This is a genomic window from Jannaschia halovivens, assembly GCF_046452375.1.
Classification (GTDB): Bacteria; Pseudomonadota; Alphaproteobacteria; order Rhodobacterales; family Rhodobacteraceae; genus Jannaschia; species Jannaschia halovivens.
Genome location: NZ_JBKFDJ010000001.1, coordinates 667,976 through 685,786, shown reverse-complemented (window position 1 = coordinate 685,786; position 17,811 = coordinate 667,976). Strand labels below are relative to the sequence as shown.

The 17,811-nt window shown below is 69.7% G+C and carries 15 protein-coding genes and 1 tRNA gene; 10 read left to right on the top strand and 6 right to left on the bottom strand.

All coding sequences use genetic code 11. The annotated features are described in order from the left end of the window. Positions 1 to 4: 4 nt before the first annotated feature. Positions 5 to 1,174, bottom strand: a complete 1,170-nt coding sequence (locus ACK8OR_RS03440; RefSeq protein ID WP_410188066.1) for a tyrosine-type recombinase/integrase — start codon at positions 1,172 to 1,174, stop codon at positions 5 to 7. A 150-nt stretch (positions 1,175 to 1,324) separates the two neighbouring features. Then, positions 1,325 to 1,414: transfer RNA gene (locus ACK8OR_RS03435), tRNA-Ser, on the bottom strand. A 130-nt stretch (positions 1,415 to 1,544) separates the two neighbouring features. On the opposite strand from ACK8OR_RS03435, the gene ACK8OR_RS03430 reads away from it, so the two are divergent. After that, positions 1,545 to 2,024: a DUF302 domain-containing protein gene (locus ACK8OR_RS03430; protein WP_410188065.1), complete on the top strand. Its 480-nt coding sequence runs from the start codon at positions 1,545 to 1,547 to the stop codon at positions 2,022 to 2,024. Between the two features lie 6 nt (positions 2,025 to 2,030). Here the strand turns inward: ACK8OR_RS03430 and ACK8OR_RS03425 are convergent, their stop codons facing one another. Next, positions 2,031 to 2,840, bottom strand: coding sequence for a LysR family transcriptional regulator (locus ACK8OR_RS03425; RefSeq protein WP_410188064.1), 810 nt, complete (start codon positions 2,838 to 2,840; stop codon positions 2,031 to 2,033). Between the two features lie 87 nt (positions 2,841 to 2,927). Here ACK8OR_RS03425 and ACK8OR_RS03420 point away from each other — a divergent pair, with 87 nt between their 5' ends. From ACK8OR_RS03420 to mdoH, 7 genes are all read left to right on the top strand, one after another. Next, positions 2,928 to 4,085, top strand: a complete 1,158-nt coding sequence (locus ACK8OR_RS03420) for an acyl-CoA dehydrogenase family protein (protein ID WP_410188063.1) — start codon at positions 2,928 to 2,930, stop codon at positions 4,083 to 4,085. Then, entirely contained in the window at positions 4,082 to 5,689 is a 1,608-nt protein-coding gene (locus ACK8OR_RS03415) for a thiamine pyrophosphate-binding protein (protein ID WP_410188062.1), read from the top strand. The genes ACK8OR_RS03420 and ACK8OR_RS03415 overlap by 4 nt, the downstream gene beginning before the upstream one ends. Beyond that, a complete protein-coding gene (locus ACK8OR_RS03410) occupies positions 5,673 to 6,863 on the top strand; it encodes a CaiB/BaiF CoA transferase family protein (protein ID WP_410188061.1) in 1,191 nt (396 codons plus the stop codon). The genes ACK8OR_RS03415 and ACK8OR_RS03410 overlap by 17 nt, the downstream gene beginning before the upstream one ends. Before the next feature lie 134 nt (positions 6,864 to 6,997). Further along, positions 6,998 to 8,353: a tetratricopeptide repeat protein gene (locus tag ACK8OR_RS03405; protein WP_410188060.1), complete on the top strand. Its 1,356-nt coding sequence runs from the start codon at positions 6,998 to 7,000 to the stop codon at positions 8,351 to 8,353. Between the two features lie 30 nt (positions 8,354 to 8,383). Next, on the top strand, positions 8,384 to 9,679 hold the full coding sequence (locus ACK8OR_RS03400; RefSeq protein WP_410188059.1) for an OpgC family protein: 1,296 nt from the start codon (positions 8,384 to 8,386) through the stop codon (positions 9,677 to 9,679). Then, the gene (locus ACK8OR_RS03395) at positions 9,676 to 11,193 is read left to right on the top strand and encodes a glucan biosynthesis protein (RefSeq protein ID WP_410188058.1); all 1,518 of its coding nucleotides are present in this window, start codon (positions 9,676 to 9,678) and stop codon (positions 11,191 to 11,193) included. Before ACK8OR_RS03400 ends, ACK8OR_RS03395 begins: the two co-directional genes overlap by 4 nt. Further along, positions 11,190 to 13,028, top strand: a complete 1,839-nt coding sequence (mdoH, locus tag ACK8OR_RS03390) for a glucans biosynthesis glucosyltransferase MdoH (RefSeq protein ID WP_410188057.1) — start codon at positions 11,190 to 11,192, stop codon at positions 13,026 to 13,028. The genes ACK8OR_RS03395 and mdoH overlap by 4 nt, the downstream gene beginning before the upstream one ends. A gap of 3 nt (positions 13,029 to 13,031) precedes the next feature. On the opposite strand, the gene ACK8OR_RS03385 is transcribed toward mdoH, so the two are convergent. From ACK8OR_RS03385 to ACK8OR_RS03375, 3 genes are all read right to left on the bottom strand, one after another. Then, on the bottom strand, positions 13,032 to 13,847 hold the full coding sequence (locus ACK8OR_RS03385) for a CE1 family esterase (protein WP_410188056.1): 816 nt from the start codon (positions 13,845 to 13,847) through the stop codon (positions 13,032 to 13,034). Then, a complete protein-coding gene (locus ACK8OR_RS03380) occupies positions 13,844 to 14,299 on the bottom strand; it encodes a rhodanese-like domain-containing protein (protein ID WP_410188055.1) in 456 nt (151 codons plus the stop codon). Before ACK8OR_RS03380 ends, ACK8OR_RS03385 begins: the two co-directional genes overlap by 4 nt. Before the next feature lie 79 nt (positions 14,300 to 14,378). Further along, positions 14,379 to 15,329 carry a LysR family transcriptional regulator gene (locus tag ACK8OR_RS03375; RefSeq protein WP_410188054.1) on the bottom strand — a complete coding sequence of 317 codons (951 nt, stop codon included), beginning with the start codon at positions 15,327 to 15,329 and terminating at the stop codon, positions 14,379 to 14,381. 94 nt (positions 15,330 to 15,423) lie between these two features. Here ACK8OR_RS03375 and ACK8OR_RS03370 point away from each other — a divergent pair, with 94 nt between their 5' ends. Beyond that, complete coding sequence (locus tag ACK8OR_RS03370) at positions 15,424 to 16,500, top strand: maleylacetate reductase (protein WP_410188053.1); 1,077 nt, start codon at positions 15,424 to 15,426, stop codon at positions 16,498 to 16,500. 30 nt (positions 16,501 to 16,530) lie between these two features. Next, complete coding sequence (locus ACK8OR_RS03365; protein ID WP_410188052.1) at positions 16,531 to 17,805, top strand: ABC transporter substrate-binding protein; 1,275 nt, start codon at positions 16,531 to 16,533, stop codon at positions 17,803 to 17,805. The last annotated feature ends 6 nt before the right edge of the window (positions 17,806 to 17,811 follow it).

The window sequence follows — 17,811 nt, the reverse complement described above, 5'->3', positions numbered from 1 at the left end:
CCGCTTAGCCCCCACATACGTGATTGGCCCAGCGCGCAAGCAGTACCCGCCGCTTCTCCAGCAGATCCGACCGGGCGTAGGCCCGTTCCACGGCTGTGCCGACCCGGTGCGCGAGGCACATCTCCGCGACCTCGCGGGGCGCGCCCGCCGCCTCCGCCGCCCAGTCGCGGAAGGCCGAGCGAAACCCATGGACCGTCACGTCTTTCACCCCCATCCGGCGAAGCAGCATCAACATCGACATGTTCGACATCGGACGGTTTCGCTTCTGACCTTCGAAGACGACATCCGACCCGAGGGCTCGCTGCTCGTCGAGGATCTGAAGCATCTCCGGCGTCAGCGGCACGCGATGGGCCTCGCCGGTCTTCATGCGCTCGGCAGGGCAGGTCCAGAGCCGCTCGGCTTGATCGACTTCCTCCCAGCGCATGCCGAGAACCTCGTTAGTGCGCGACGCGGTCAAGCAGGTGAACATCAGCGCGTGCGCCGCCATCGCTTTGCGCTCGCGCAAGGCGACGTAAAAGGTCGGCAAGTCCTGCCAGCGCATTGCGCCGTGATGCTGCGGCTTCGCGCGAACTCTCGGCAGAATGGCCGCGTCCTTGATCGTCGTGACCGGGTTCTCCCCATCGCGGAACCCCTTCGAGCGGGCCACATCGAGCACGATCTTGATCCGTTGAGCCAGGCGCCGGGCCGTCTCGTGCTTCTCGGTCCAGATCGGCGACAGGCACATCAGGACCTCCGGCTGGCCGATACTGTCGACCGGCATGCGGCCGATTTTCGGGAAGGCGTAGTCCCGCAGCGTGTTGATCCAATGCTGGCCATGCTTGGCGTTCTTGAAGGTCGGCAGACGCTCGATATGTACCTGTCCCGCGATCTCCTCGAAAGACGGCACCTCGCGCGTCGCGTTGAAGCGGGGGTTGAGCCCGGCCCGCGCCATCCTGCGGTACTCGAGCGCCCGATCCCGTGCCTGAGGCAGCGTCACAAGTTCGGCGCTGCCGAGGCCGAAATCCGTCCGCAGGGGTTTGCCCATGGCATTGCGCTGTCCCTTGACCGTCACCCGCACGATCCAGCGCCGCGCGCCGGAAGGATCGACGACTAGGTGGAGACCGTTGCCATCGCCATGCCGGCCGGGGCCAAGATTCGACACGAGCTTCTTGGTTAACTTGCCGTCCAGCGCCATCCGATCATACCACTATCCGTACCACGCAACAGACGAATATAGGGTAAAACCAACGAAATCCAGTGCAGCTTAGCTGACGTGCCATGCCGCTGATCTGTAAGAAAAAAGGCCGCCCAAAGAGGCCCAACTAAAGTCATCGAGATGGTGGCGTGGCGGAGCGGAAGGGATTCGAACCCTCGAGACGGTTTCCCGCCTACACACTTTCCAGGCGTGCGCCTTCGACCACTCGGCCACCGCTCCGCCGGCGGGTCTAGAACAGGGCGAAGGCGATCCGCAAGGGCGGAACTGGCGCAGACGTGATCGCGCGGGGCTGGGCGGCGCGGGGCGCAGGGGGCAGGGTCGGAGCGACTGACCCGAGAAGGACCCGCCAATGCTCCGTCTTCAGATGCTCGCGCTTTGCGGGGCCCTGTGCCTCGCGCTCCCGACCACGGCCGAGGAGGTCGCCGACATCGCCCCGCGCGAGGGCTGGGTGGTCGAGCGGACGGCGAAGACCTTCGATGCGCTGGTCGAGGACCTGCGGGCCGCGGCAAAGCCCGCGGGCCTTGCCGTGGTGACCATGGCGGGGCCGACCGGGGCCGCCGCCGCGCGGGGCATCGAGATCCCCGGCAACCGGGTGATCGGCCTCTACAACAACGACTTCGCCGTGCGGGTGCTGCGCCTCTCGACGGCGGCGATGATCGAGGCACCGATCCGCATCTACGTCACCGAGAATGCCGACGGCACGGCCAGCTTCAGCTACGTCCCGCCCTCGGTCGTCTTCGCGCCCTATATGGACGAGGCGCCGGGCCTGGCCGCGATCGCCGCCGAACTCGACGCCGCCTTCGCCGCAGTGGCCGACGCGGCGCGCTAAGTCGCCTCAGACCAGAAGGGCGGCCAGCCGTTCGGCCTCGGCGTCGAGCATAGTGCCGGCCCGTGTGACCAGCACCAAGTCACGGGTCCTTTCGAGCGGCGTATGCGCGCGCCGTCCGAAGTCGGGGGCCGGCAGCATGGTCGCCCCGTGGCCCGCATCGAGCAATGCGAGGATCGTCGCGACGTGGTCGAGGACGAGGACGGGCCGAGCGGCGAGGCCGGGATGACGCGGACGCTCGTCGGCGATGATGCGCCCGATCCCCGTGCGCGGCGCGAACTGCAGGAAGGGCAGGTCGGGCGCGGCGCGGTCGGGCAGGGCGGTCGCCAGGGGCTCGCGCTCCAGGAGGCGGTGGCGCATACCGCCCTGGGGCACGCCCGTGGCCGTCACCACCGCCGCGTCGAGCGCGCCCGTCGCGACCTCGGCCTCCAATGTCTCCGAAAGGCCTGTATGGAAGGTCCAATGCGCCTGGGGCAGGGCGCGCGCGCGAGTCACGAAGCCGGGCAGGAGTCGCGGCCCGGCGCTGGCCACGAGGCCCAGCCGGAAGCGTCCGGCCAGCCGCGCATCGGGGCGGGCGAGGGCGCGCAGCCGCGTCTCGGCATCCAGCACATCTCCCGCGGTGTCCGCGACCGATCGGCCGAGCGCCGTCAGCCGGGGCGGCCGCAGGCTTCGGTCGAAGAGCGCGCCGCCGAGATCGGCCTCCAGCGCCTTCATCTGCATCGAGACCGCCGAGATCGTCATGTTGAGCCGCTCCGCCGCCTTGCGGAACGATCCGACGCGGGCGATCATACGAAGGGTGGCGAGGTCTCGATTGCGCAACTTCAGGTTCCTTGAATGCAGATGGCAATCTAATTCGATGGTCCTGAACACGTCCAGCGTCGATATTCTCCCGCAAGGAGACCCGCCATGCTCGACACCGCCCCCCCGGATCACCTCGCCCGCGCCGAGGCGCTGCTGCCGCGCTTCCGGGACCGTGCGGCGACCTGGGACCGCGAGCGGCGGTATTGCCACGCCAATGTCGAGGATCTGACCCGCGCGGGGCTGATGGGGATGACCATCCCCGAGGCCTATGGCGGGCCCGGCCTGCCCCTGACCGAGGTGGTGCGGATCGTCGAGGCGGTTTCGGGCGCCTGCACCCTGACCGGGCGCGTGCTGGTCGAGGGCAATATGGGCGCGCTCAGCGCGGTGATGGCCTACGGCACCGAGGCCCAGAAGCATCGCGCGGCCCGATTGGTACTGGCCGGGGACAAGCCCGCCATCTGCATCACCGAACCGGGAGCTGGGTCCGACGCCACGGCGATGACCACGCGGGCCATGCAGGTGCCCGGCGGCTGGCGGCTCGACGGGATCAAGCACTGGATCACCGGCGGCGGCGTCTCGAAGCTGCACCTGATCTTCGCGCAGACGCCCGACGGCATCCGTGGCTTCCTGGCAGAAGGGGGCGATGGGCTGCGGGTCGCGCGGCTGGAACGCACGATGGGTCTTTGCGGAATGCCCGAGGCGGAGCTGCACATCGAGAACCTCTTCGTTGGCGACGACATGGTCATCCCGGATGCGGGCTTCGGCGCGTTGATGGATGCCTACAACACGCAGCGGGTCGGGGCGGCGACCATCGCGCTTGGGGTGGCGGCGGGAGCGGCGCGCCTTGCGGCGGAGTACCTTCAGGAGCGCGAGCAGTTCGGGCGTTCGCTGGCCGAATTCCAGGGCCTGCAATGGATGCTGGCCGACATGGACACCGAGATCCACGCCGCACGGCTGATGATCCAAGACGCCGCGACGACCGAGCGCTTCCCCGACCGGGTGAAGGCCGCGCGTGCCAAGCTGATGACCTCCGAGATGGCGGTGCGGGTCGTGGACCGCGCGCTCCAGATGTTCGGGGCCAGGGGCTACGGCGGCGAGACACCACTCGAGCGGATGTACCGCGACGTGCGGATGTTCACGATCGGCGGTGGCACGGCGCAAGTGTTGCGCAACCAGATCGCCGGTCACGTTCTCGGGAGGAGGCTACACCAGACGCGCCACGGGTTTGACGCCCCGGACCGGAGTGATATCGCGGCGCAATGAGCACGATCCGCGCCGCAGACGCCCTCGCCCGACGACTTCATGATGCCGGCTGCCGGCACGCTTTCGGAATGCCCGGCGGCGAGGTCCTGACACTCGTCGACGCGCTCGAGGCGGCGGGCATATCGTTCCATCTCTGCCACCACGAGAACGCGGCCGGGTTCATGGCCGAGGGCGCGCATCACGTCGACGGCGCGCCCGCGATCCTCGTGGCGACGGTGGGGCCGGGCCTGATGAACGGCGTCAACGTGATCGCCAATGCCGATCAGGACCGCGTGCCGATGATCGTGCTGACCGGATGCGTCGATGCGGCGGAGGCCGAGACCTACACGCACCAGGTGCTCGACCATCGCGCGGTGCTGGCCCCGATCACCCGCGCGACCTTCACACTCGCCCCCGAAGCGGCGGCCGTGCAAACCGACAAGGCCGTCCGGATCGCCAGCGGCGGCACGGGCGGGCGCTGCGGTCCGGTTCTGATCGACGTACCGATCTCGGTCGCGGACATGGCCGTGTCGGATGCTCCCGTCCGTCGCCCCGCCACCGCGCCGGGCAGCATCGGGGTGGACGCGCTCGAGACGGCGCGAGACTGGCTGGCCGAGGCGAAGCGTCCAATCATGCTGGCCGGGCTCGACGCCGTCCGCGACGACGCGGGCGACGCCATCCGCCGCTTCTGCGAGGCGCATGGCGTGCCGCTGGTCACGACCTACAAGGGCAAGGGGCTCATCCCCGAGGATCATCCGCTCTGCCTTGGCGGCGCAGGGCTCTCGCCCAAGGCGGATACCCATCTCCTGCCGCTCTTTCGCGAGGCTGATCTCGTGATCCTCGCGGGTTATGACCCGATCGAGATGCGGACCGGCTGGCGCGAGGTCTGGGATCCCGAGACGCAGAACGTCATCGACATCTGCCACGCGGCCAACACCCACGGCATGCACGGCGCGACGCTGGAGGTCGTGGCCCCGGTGGGCGAGACGCTGGATTTCATCGGCGACGAGATCGAGGCCGGGCCCGTCTGGGATGTGGCCGCGATCCGCGGGGCGCTGAAGGACGCTTTCGCTGCCGAGGACTGGGGGCCGGGCGCGGTGATTGAGACCTGCCGCGCCGCCTGTCCGCCCGACACCATCGCGACGGTCGATAGTGGCGCGCATCGCATCCTGCTCAGCCAGATGTGGGACTGTCCCGCGCCGCGCACGCTCCTGCAATCCTCGGGCCTCTGTACCATGGGCTGCGCGCTGCCGCTGGCGCTCGGGGCCAAGCGCGCGGCGCCCGAGCGGCCCGTCGTGGCCTTCACGGGCGACGCAGGCTTCCTGATGGTGGCGGGCGAGTTGGCCTCGGCCGCCTCGCTGGGTCTGCCAGTGGTGATCGTGGTTTTCGTCGATCGCTCGCTCGCCCTGATCGAACTGAAACAGCGCCAGCGCCAGATGCGCAATGCAGGCGTCGATTTCGACGGCACCGACCACGCCGCCGTCGCGCGGGGCTTCGGCGGCCACGGCGTCGATGTCCATGACCGCGAGGCCCTGCGCGCCGCGATGGACACCGCCCTGGCGGCCGACACCTTCACGCTGATCGCCGCACATATCGACCGGAGAGCCTATGACGGACGCATCTGAACCAGCGGGCCCGCTCGCGGGCGTCCGCGTCCTCGACCTCAGCCGCATCCTTGCCGGGCCGACCTGCACGCAGCTCCTGGGCGATCTGGGCGCCACGGTCCTCAAAGTCGAGAACCCCGCCTCGGGCGGGGACGACACGCGCCAATGGGGGCCGCCTTATGTGAAGGACGGCGTGGAAGATACGGATTTGTCAGCCTATTTCATGTGCGCCAACCGCAACAAGCTCTCGGTCGGGATCGACATCGCCTGCGAGGCCGGACAGGCCGAGATCAAGCGCCTCGCCGCGCAGGCCGATATCGTGATCGAGAACTTCAAGCCGGGCGGACTGGCGAAATACGGGCTCGACTACGCCGCGCTCTCGGCGGTGAACCCGCGGCTCGTCTACGGCTCAATCTCCGGCTTCGGCCAGACGGGACCGAACGCGTCGAAGCCGGGCTATGACCTCATGGCGCAGGGCTATGGCGGGATCATGTCCCTGACCGGCGACCCCGATGGCCAGCCGATGAAGGTGGGCGTCGGCATCGCCGACGTGATGTGCGGGATGTATGCCTGCGTGGGCCTCCTGGCCGCGCTCCGCCATGCCGAGGCGACGGGCGAGGGGCAGCATGTGGACGTCGCACTCGTCGACAGCCAGATCGCCTGGACCATCAACGAGGCGGTCAATACGCGACTGACCGGCCAGGCACCCAAGCGGCGGGGCAACGATCACCCGAATATCGTGCCCTACGGCGTCTATGCGACATCCGACGGCCACGTGATCGTCGCGGTCGGCAACGACGGACAGTTCCGGCGCTTCTGCGGTGTGCTCGGGCTGGGCGACCTCGCGGGGGACGCGCGGTTCGCCACCAACCCCGCGCGGATCGCGAACCGCGACGCCCTGGCGGCCATCCTGGAGCCCGCGATGGCGGCGATGCGGTCGGCCGACCTGACCGACGGGCTGGAGGCGGCGGGCGTTCCCGTCGGACCGGTCAAGACGTTGCCCGAAGTGTTCGAGACCGAGCAGGTCGCGGCGCGCGGCATGGCGCTCGACATGGAGGGGCCGGGGGGCGCGACCCTGCCGCTGGTGGGCAATCCCCTGAAGCTGTCGCGCACGCCCGTCACCTATCGCCACCCGCCGCCGCGCTTCGGGGCGCATACCGACCGGCTGGAGCGCGACGATCCCTTCGCCGAATGACGCGCCGAAGGCTCGGCGGCGGGGCGCCGCCCCGCTCGCGTTTCGTAACGTGTCCGTGACACGGGGCCTGCGGCTATAGGATGACGCGGGCACCCCGGCTAAGCCCGTGGAGATACTTGCCCCGGAGCCGCCCCATGCCCGTCCTGCACGACATCTTCGACCAGCCGGTGACGCTGCCCGCGGCGGCGCTCGGTCACTGGAACGACACGGCCCGCGCCTTCCTCGCGCACGGGGCGGCGACGCCCGTGCATCTGGGACGCCTCTTGGACGCGGCGCCCGACCACGCCTCGGGTCACGCGCTCAAGGGCCTCTTCATGGCGCTTCTCGGGCGGCGCGAGGGGATGGCCGTCGCCGGGGAGGCGCTGGTGGCCGCCAAGCAGGGCGAGGGCAACGGCCGGGAGCGGGCGCTGACCGCATCGCTCGAACGGCTCCTGGCGGGGGATTACGACGGCGCCATCGGCGCGTTGGAGGCGGTGTTGGCCCAGGCACCGGGCGACACGCTCCTGATGAAGCTCTCACATGCGATCCGCTTCGTGATCGGGGATGCGTCGGGGATGCGCGCGTCCGTCGAGCGTTGCTTGCAGGGCCATTCCGAGGGCCATGCGGGACGGGGCTACCTTCTGGGCTGTCACGCCTTCGCGCTGGAGGAAACCGGCGATCACGGGGCCGCCATTCGGGCCGGGCACGGGGCGCTGGACCTCGCGCCGGACGACGCCTGGGGCCTGCACGCGGTGGCCCATGTCCACGACATGACCGGCGATGCGGCGGGGGGCCTAGGCTGGCTCGACGGGCGCGAGGCGGTCTGGGCGCATTGCAACAACTTCCGCTTCCACGTCTGGTGGCACCGCGCGCTGATGCTGCTCGATCTCGGCCGCCTCGATGAGGCGCTGGCGACCTACGACGCGCAGGTCCGGGCCGAGCAGACCGACGATTACCGCGACATTGCTAATGCGACCTCGCTTCTGTCCCGGCTGGAGTTGGAGGGCGTCGATGTCGGCGAACGCTGGGTCGAACTGGCCGATCTGTCGGAGCGCCGGACCGACGATGGCTGCCTGATCTTCGCCGATCTGCACTACATGCTGGCGCTCGCGGGCGATCACCGCCCCGATGCGGCCGACCGGCTGGCCGCGCGGATCGCATCGGATGCAGGTCGTCAGAACGGGGTCGCCGCACGGATGGCGACGCCGGGGATGGATGCCGCGCGCGGTGTCGCGGCCTTCGGCGAGGGGGACTACGACACCGCCTTCGCGGCCCTGTCCCGTGCCCGCCCGCATATGCCCGATGCCGGCGGCAGCCACGCGCAGCGCGACGTATTCGAGCGGCTGTGCATCGACGCGGGCCTGCGCGCAGGGCGCCTCGGCGAGACCGAGGCCCTGATCGCCGACCGCACGGCCCGGCGCGGCGGGACCGAGGACAACTACGCGGCAAGCCGCCGCCAAAAAATCGCGGCGGCGCAGAAACACGTTTTCCGCGGTGCGGCAACGGGCTAGATGCCGAGGGATGCCAAGGGCCTGTCCGACATGACGACAACCGCACCCGCGACCGGCTTCGCCGCCACGCCGGGCGCCACGACCGCGACAGCGGGCGCGGCGATCCGCGACCCGCGCCTCGACGTGTTTCGCGGGTTGGCGATGTTCATCATCCTGCTGGCCCATACGCCCGGAAACGCCTGGACGCTCTGGATTCCCGCGCGGTTCGGCTTTTCGGACGCGACCGAGATCTTCGTCTTCTGCTCGGGCATGGCCTCGGCCATCGCCTTCGGGCGCACCTTCGACCGGCTGGGCTGGATCATGGGTACGGCGCGCGTCGGCTACCGCGTCTGGCAGATCTACTGGGCGCATATCGCGATGTTCGTGGCCATCGCGACGATCCTCGCCACGATCGACGCGTCGGGCGCGTTCGAGAAGGAGTATATCGGCACGCTGAACCTGTGGAAGTTCTTCGCCGATCCCGCGCCGCAGATGATCGGCCTGCTGACGCTGACCTACGTGCCGAATTATTTCGACATCCTGCCCATGTACATGGTCGTCCTCGTGATGATGCCGGCGGTCGTGGCGCTGGCCCGCGTGTCGCTGCCGCTTCTCGCGGCGGTCTCGCTGACGGTCTGGGTTTTCGCGCAGGGCGCATTTCTCGAATGGCTCGGCCTCGGGCACCTGCATCTGGCCCTTCCGGCCGAACCGTGGTCGGACCGCAACTGGTTCTTCAACCCCTTCGGCTGGCAACTGATCTTCTTCACCGGCTTCGCCTTCATGCGCGGCTGGATCCCCGCGCCGCCGGTAAAAGCGTGGCTGCTGGGCCTCGCACTCGCGGTCGTGTTGGTGTCGATGCTGCTCTCGTCGATCGGCTTTCGCTTCTTCCAGACCGAGCCGGTCAAGGACGCGTGGACGGCGCTCACCGCTTGCACCGAGACGGGCTTCGGGTCCTGTAATCCGATCTTCGACTGGCGCCAGGCGAACCGCGCGTGGTTCGACAAGTCGGATTTCGGACCCCTTCACTACATCCATTTCCTCAGCCTCGCCTATCTCTTCTGGACGGCGGCGGGCACGGGCGGCCAGCGGCTCGTGGCGGCCGGGCAGGGCAAGGGCGCACGGGTCTGGAACGGCCTGATCCGCCTCGTGACCAAGGTCGGGCAACAGAGCCTCGCGGTCTTCGTCTTCTCGATGGTTCTAGCGCGGCTGAGCGGCTTCGTCCTCGACGTGATCGGGCGCAACGCGGCGACCTGGGCCTTCGTGAACCTGACGGTGTTCGCCCTTCTGATCCTCTGCGCCTACACCGCCGGATGGTTCAAATCGCAGCCGTGGCGGATGCGGAGATGACGCGGCGCGCCTTTCTCGCCGGCGTCTCGGCGCTGGCGCTGGCCCGGCCGCTGGCCGCGATGCCGCAATACGTTTCGGCCATGCCGTTCGACGCGGATACCGTGCGTGAGATGGCCCGCGATCTCGCATCGCGCCCCTTTGCACCGCGCCCGCTGATTCCCGCGCCGTGGCGCGACCTGACCTACGACCAGTATCGCAAGTTTTGGTTCGACACCCGTCGCGCCGTCTGGGCGGGCGAGGCGCGTGGCTTCGAGATGGATCTCTTTCATCCCGGTCTCTACTTCCCGCGTGCCGTCGAGGTCGCGGTGGTCGAGAACGCCACCGCGCACCGGCTCGCCTTCGACATGGACCTGTTCGACTGGACCGACCGCGCGCCCGACCTGCCGGTGGATGCGACGATGGGGTTCTCGGGCCTGCGCCTGCGCCACGTCTTTCCGGGCGAGGCCAATGCCCGCGAGTTCGCCGTCTTCCAGGGTGCCAGCTATTTCCGCGCCATCGGGGCGGCGCAGCAATACGGCCTGTCCGCGCGGGGTCTGGCCCTTCGCACCGGCGACCCGCAGGGCGAGGAGTTTCCCGATTTCACCCGCATGTGGGTCGAGACGCCCGTGCCGGGCGACGACCGCGTCGTCCTGCACGCGCTGCTCGACAGCCCGTCGGTCGCGGGCGCGTATCGCTTCGTGATCCAGCCCGGCCCTGCCTGCGTGATGGAGGTCGAAGCGACACTCTATCCGCGCGTCGATCTTGACCATGCGGGCATCGCGCCCCTGACGTCGATGTTCCTCTATGACCAGACGAACCGGCCGCGCTTCGACGATTTCCGCCCCGCGATCCACGACAGCGACGGCCTGTCGATCTGGAACGGGGCGGGCGAGATGCTGTGGCGGCAACTGGCCAACCCGGTCGAGCTTCAGGTGTCGAGCTTCGTCGACGAGAACCCGCTTGGCTTCGGGCTGCGGCAGCGCGCCGACAAGCTTTCGGATTTCGCCGATCTGGAGGCGCATTACCACGAGCGGCCGAGCCTCTGGATCGAGCCCATGGGTGACTGGGGGCCGGGCGTCGTCCGGCTGGTCGAGATCCCGTCGGATCGCGAGATCTACGACAATATTGTAGCCTATTGGCGTCCGCGCGTTCCGCTGGCCGCCGGCGAGGAGCATCGCTTCGCCTACCGCATGTCCTGGCATGGCAATGGCAACGCGCCCGGTCGTCCCGACGTGGCCCCGGTCCGCGACACCCATATGGGGCGCAATTTCGAGGGCGACCGCTGGCTGGCCGCGATCGACTTCGCCGACCATCCCGCGCTCTCGGGCGACCTGTCGGACGTCACGCTGCACGTCTCCTCGAACCAGGCGGACACGTCCGACGGCATCCTGCAGCGCAATCCAGAGACCGGCGGCGCGCGCCTCGCCTTCACCTTCGATCCGGGCGAGCGCGGCGCAGCCGAACTCCGCGCCCAGCTCATGCGGGACGGACAGGCCGCCTCCGAGGTCTGGCTCTACCGCTGGACGGCGACATGACGCGGACCGGCATGCCCCCCGAAGCTCCGCTGGCCCACCCGCGTCAGGATCTCGGCCGCGCCTTCCGCGACGACCTCGCCCCCGGCGCGACGCCCGATCCCGTGGCCGCGCGCTGGCGGATGGGCACGTTCCTGCCGGCGGCCATCGCGACGGGGGCGCTGCTTTGGGCGTTTCTCGCCTGGTTCGCGACCGACGGGACGACCTGGGCCGAGGGGCTGCTGGCGACGCTGATCGCGGTCGGCTTCTTCTGGATCGCGTTGACCTTCGTGACCGTGCTTGCCGGGGCCGCCGCCATGCAGCGCCGTGCGGCCCCCGAAACCGGTCCGGTCACGCCGCTCGACGTGGCGCTCCTAGTGCCGGTCCACGAGGAAGCACCGTGGGACGTGTTCGGCAATGCCGCCGCCATGCTAGAGCGGTTGGCGCGGAAGCCGGGGGCGCACCGCTTCACGCTCTACATCCTGTCGGACACGCGCGATCCGGGCCGCGCCGCGCAGGAGGCCCATGCCTTCGCGGCCCTGCGCATCCGGATGCCCGACGCACCCCTCTATTATCGCAGGCGCGAGCAGAACACCGACCGCAAGGTCGGCAACCTCGCCGACTGGCTGACCCGCTGGGGCGGGGCGCATGACGCGATGCTTATCCTCGATGCCGACAGCCTGATGAGTGCATCGGCCATCGGCGCGCTGGCCGATGCGCTGGGCCGCGATCCCTCGGCCGGCCTGATCCAGTCCTTCCCGCAACTGATCGGCGCCGACACCGTCTTCGCCCGCAGCCAGCAATTCGCCAACGCGGTCTACGGCGCGGCGCTGGCCGAGGGGCTGGCCCGCTGGACGGGGCGCGAGGGCAATTATTGGGGGCACAATGCCATCCTGCGCGTACAGGCCTTCGCGGCCAGCGCGGGTCTGCCGCATATGCGCGGTCTGCGCGGTGGCGACCAGCTGATCCTCAGCCATGATTTCGTCGAGGCGGGGCTCTTGCGGCGCGCGGGCTGGTCGGTGCGCTTCCTGCCGCGGCTGCGCGGCTCCTACGAGGAGACCCCGCCGACGCTAATCGACCACGTGTTGCGCGATCGGCGCTGGTGCAAGGGCAACCTCCAGCATCTGGGCCTGCTGGGCACCCGCGGCCTGCACGCGCTGTCGCGGTTCCACCTCTTCCACGGGGCGATCGGCTACCTTCTGTCACCGCTCTGGTTCCTGCTCCTGACGCTCTGGGCGATGATCGGGGTCAGCGCCGAGCGGTCCGTCATCAACTACTTCTCCCCCGCCAACCCGACCATGCCGAGCTGGCCCGAAATGTCGCCGGTCAACCATGTATGGCTGATGGCCGCGCTCTACGGCCTCCTGCTCGCGCCGAAGCTCGTGGGTGCGGTGGCGTTGCTGGCGGCGGGCACGCCCCTGGCGCAGGTCGGCGGTGCCGGCCGCTTCGGCGGATCGCTCGTGGTCGAGATCGCGATTTCGGTCGCCTACGCGCCGATCCTGATGGTGCAGCAGACGATGGCCGTGGTCGCGGCGTTGACCGGGCGGCGGATCGATTGGACCCCGCAGGACCGATCGGGCGGGCGGCACGGTTGGGCCACGCTCACGCGGTTCCACGCGGTCGAAACGGTGCTCGGCGCGCTCCTGCTCGCCGGGATGGCGACCGGCTACGTCTCGCTCTGGCTTCTGCCGATCATGGCGAGCCTCGTCCTCGCCGTGCCGCTCTCGCATCTGTCGGGGCGCCCCTTCGCGGGCTGGCTCGCCACCCCGCAGGAGGTGCGCGCGCCGCTGGTCGCGACCCGCGCGCGGCACTGGCGGTCCGAGTTGCGGGACGCGCTGGCGCCCACGCCCGCCGAATAGCGCTCAGGGCAGGGCTTCGAACCAGTCGGCGGCCATGTCCGCCCAGCCCGATGGCACGCCGTGCCCGCCGGGAAACAGCGCCATGTCCAGCGCCGAGCCCTCGTCGCATTCCCAGAAGCGCCGCTGGAACTGCCCCGTCTCGCGGTAGCCGTCGGGATCGTCCCAGGCACAGCCATTCGCCCGCCGCCAGAGGCCCAGCCCCTCGAAGATGTCGCCCTGCACGAAGGCCCCGTCGCGCAGCGGTCGGCCTTCCAGCGGAACGGTCGAATCCGACCAGCCATGGGTCTGGAGAAGGCGTACCGGTCCGGCGCAGCCCTCGGGATGCGGGCGCCAGAACCCGCCCGAGACCGGCGCATAGGCTGCGAAGGCCTCGGGGTGGCGGCAGGCGAGATAGGTGACCTGGAACGCGCCGTTCGAGAACCCGGCCAGCACGATCCGGTCGCGATCGACCCCGTGACGCGCCGCGGCATCGTCGGCGACGGCCATCAGGAAATCATCCTCGTCGCGGGTCTGGGCCCGCCCGTCGTCGCGGAAGTTCCAACGCAGGCCCCCGCGCCCTTCACGGGGTTGGCCATCGGGCGCGATGAAGGCGTAGCCGCGCGAGGTGAAGGCCGCGATGGTGCCGCGCTGGCGCATCGTGCCTTCGCCCGAGCCGCCGAAGCCGTGGAGGAAAATCACGGCGGGGACAGGGCCGTCGGGGGCGTCGGGCAGGGCGATGCGATAGACGCCGTCCTCGATGTCGCAGGGGCTGTCGGGGCCGCAGGCCTGCGCGGCGGCGGGCAGGGCGAGCGCGAGGGCGAGGGTGGCGGCGCGGATCACGGGCGCACCACCGGCAGGTCGCGGGCGAGCCATCCGGGCCCGGCGCTCGAGCCCAGCATCCCCTCTGGGACGTCGATGATCCGGGTGAAGCCGGCCTCGGTCAGTCGGGCGGACAGCCGGTCGGACCGCACGCCCCGCGCACAGATCAGGGCGATGGGCCGGTCCGGCGCGCCCGCGAGTGCGCTGAGCGCCGCCGCGAAATCGTCGCGCCGCATGTCGAGCGGGGCCGCGCCTTCGGGGATGCCGGTCGCCTCCCATTCGTCGGGGCGGCGGATGTCGATCAGGAGGATGTCGCCCGCGCGCGCGGCGGCCAGCGCGTCGCCGGGCGACATGGCATCGCCCTCGAAGCGGTCGCGGGTCGCCCATGCGGCGACGGTCGCCCCCCCGAGGACGAGGGCGCCGCCCCCGAGGATCAGGGTGCGGCGGTTGGGTCGGGTCGGTCTGTCGGGCATGGCGCGGTCTCCTCGGTCGGACCTAGCCTAGCGAGGGCGGCGCGCGAAGACACGATCGCGTGGGGAACCTCACCCGACCTCAGCGCCGCCAAAGTGCGGCCTTCTCCTTCTCGACGATCCGCCGGGCCATTTCGCGGAACTCAAGCTCGACGAACCCCATGAACCGGTGAACGGCGGGCCGCATCTGCCGGTCGGCCCGCCAGAGCAGGCCCAGCTCCCGCTCGGGGTGGTCGATGCGGATCGGCAGCGCGGTCACGGTCTTCAGGTGCTGCTGCATGAACACGACCGAGTAGGGCATCACGGTCAGCGCCTCCGACCCCGCCAGCACGTTGAGGATCGAGGTGAGCGAGCCGCCCGTGAAGCTGACGTTGAACTCGGTCACGCCGATCCCCGACAGCGCCGAGCGCAGATCCTCGTAGAGCGGGCTGTCGACCGGGGGCGCGATCCAGGGATAGGCCGCGATATCGGCGAGCCGGGGCGTCGCGCGACGCGCGAGGGGGTGCGACGGCGCGCAGGCGATGACGTTCCGCCCCGGCAGGATCGACTTGAACGACAGCCCGTCGGGCACGCGGTCGGGATGCACCGGGCAGATCGCGAGGTCGATGGTGCCGACGGCCAGCTGTTCGGTGAGATCCGCGAGATAGCCGTAGCTCTGGTTGATCGTGACGTCCGGAAACGCGGTCTGGAAGGCGGCGATCATGTTCGAGACGACGCCGTCCATGAAGACCGGCGTGCCCGCGATCCGGGCCGTGCCCGACTTGCCGCCGGAATAGAGCGCGACGGCCTGCCCGGCGGCCTCGGCGGCTTCGGCGATCACGCGGCCCTGCACGGCGAGGCTGAGGCCTAGTTCCGTCGGGCGGAGCGGGCGCTTGCCCTTTTCGAAGAGCCGCGAGCCCAGCCGCGCTTCGATCATCGAGAGTGTACGCGACACGCTGGGCTGCGACTTGCCGAGTTTCTGCGCGCCCTCGACCAACCCACCTGCGTCGACGATGGCGGCGAGCAGACGGAGATGGCTTGGATCCAGTTGCATAACACAAAGTGATATTGTGCCGCTCGATTTCGATCAAGCCAACGATTTCGAATGATAGCCTCGGTTCATGGGAGCAGGTCAGACCGATATCACGATGCCCGACAGCGCCGCTGGCCACCAAGTCGCGGCGGACGGTCCGGTGCGGGTCGTGTTCGGGCCCGGTGTCCGGGAAACGGCCGCGGACGAGATGCGTCGCCTCGGCGCGACGCGCGCGCTGGTCCTCACCACCCCGCAGCAGGAGGCCGAGGGTCGTGAGATCGCGGACCGGATGGGCACGCGGGCGGCGGGGCTCTTCACCGCGGCGGCGATGCATACGCCGGTGGAGGTGACCGAAGACGCGCTGGACCGACTCCGCGCGCTTGGCGCCGATTGCATCGTCGCGATCGGGGGCGGATCGACCACGGGTCTCGGCAAGGCGCTGGCCTACCGCACCGACCTGCCGCAGGTCGTGATCCCCACGACCTATGCGGGCAGCGAGGCGACCCCGATCCTCGGCCAGACCGAAGACGGGGTGAAGACCACGCTGAGCGACCCGAAGGTGCTGCCGGAAACCATCCTCTACGATCCCGAAATGGTGCTGACCTTGCCCGTGGCGATGACGGTCACGTCGGGGCTTAACGCGATGGCCCATGCGGCCGAGGCGCTCTATTCGCCAGACCGCACCGACGAGAGCGACCGGCTGGCGGTCGAAGGTCTGCAGGCCTTCGTGACCGGGCTACCCGCGGTGGTCGCAGCGCCCGGCGACGTGGCCGCGCGCGCCGCCACGCAGCGCGGCGCCTGGGCTTGCGGCACGGTGCTGGGACGGGTCGGCATGGCGCTGCATCACAAGCTCTGCCACACCCTTGGCGGCGCCTTCGGTCTGCCCCATGCCGAAACGCACGCGATCATCCTGCCCCACGCCATCGCCTACAACGCCCGCAGCGCCGCGGCCGAACTCCGGCCGATCTGCACGTTGCTGGGCGGCGAGCAAGCGGGGCCTGCGCTCCATCGCTTCGCCGCCGGGCTCGGCGCGCCGTTGGCGTTGCGCGATCTGGGACTGGAGGAGGCCGATCTCGACCGCGCCGCCGACCTCGCGACGACGAAGCCCTATCCGAACCCGCACCCCGTGACGCGGGGCGACATCCGCGCGCTGCTCCAGGCCGCCTGGGCCGGGGACGAACCGATACGCTAACGCACGAGACATGACGTCAGGGAGGACACCATGATCACACGCCGGACCCTCATGAAGACCAGTGCCGCAACGGGGCTGACCCTCGCGGCGGGCGGCCTCGCCGCACCCGCGATCGCGCAGGGCGCGCGCATCCGGCTGGGCTATGTCAGCCCGCAATCGGGACCGCTCGCGGCGTTCTCGGAAGCCGACCAGTTCATCATCGACGGCTTTCTCGGATCCGAGGCGGGGGCCAATTTCGAGGTCATCGTCAAGGACAGCCAGTCCAACCCGAACCGCGCCGCTGAGGTCGCCAACGAGCTGATCGTCGACGACGAGATCGACCTGATGCTGGTGGCGTCCACGCCCGAGACCACGAACCCCGTCGCCACGACCTGCGACGCCGAGGGCATTCCCGTCATCTCGACCGTGGCCCCGTGGCAGCCCTATTTCATCGGCCAGCAGGGCAATCCCGGCGACCCGGAATCCTGGCGGCCCTTCGACTACAGCTTCCATTTCTTCTGGGGGCTCGAGGACGTCATCAGCGTCTTCACCGCCATGTGGAACCAACTCGACACCAACAAGTCGGTCGGCGCGCTCTTTCCCAACGATGGCGACGGAAATGCCTGGGGCGACGAGAACGTAGGGTTCCCGCCCGTCCTCGACGCGCAGGGCTATAGCCTGACCGACACGGGGCGCTACCAGAACCTGACGGACGATTTCAGCGCCCAGATCAACGCCTTCAAAGCCGCGAATTGCGAGATCGTGACGGGCGTGCCGATCCCGCCGGACTTCACGACCTTCTGGACGCAGGCCAAGCAGCAGGGCTTCAATCCCATGGCCGCGAGCATTGGCAAGGCGATCCTCTTCCCGCAGGCCGTCGAGGCGCTGGGCGACGAAGGCCACAACCTGTCCTCCGAGGTCTGGTGGTCGCCGTCGCACCCCTTCAGCTCGACCCTGACGGGGCAATCCTCGGGCGAGCTGGCTGCCGCCTATTCCGAAGCGACGGGCCGCCAGTGGACCCAGCCCATCGGCTTCGCCCACGCGCTCTTCGAGATGGCCGCCGACGTGATGGGCCGGACCGAGGATGCCGGCGACCCGGACGCCGTGGCCGAGACCATCGCCGCGACCGAGCTGTCCTCGATCGTCGGGCGGATCGCGTTCGACGGCGCGGGCCTGCCGCCCTTCGCGGCGCAGAACGTCGCCAAGACGCCGCTGGTCGGCGGACAGTGGCGCCTGAAGGACGGGGGCGGATACGACCTCGTGATCGTCGACAATTCGGACCACCCGGACATCCCGACGGGCGGCACGATGGAACCCATGTCCTGACCCCAG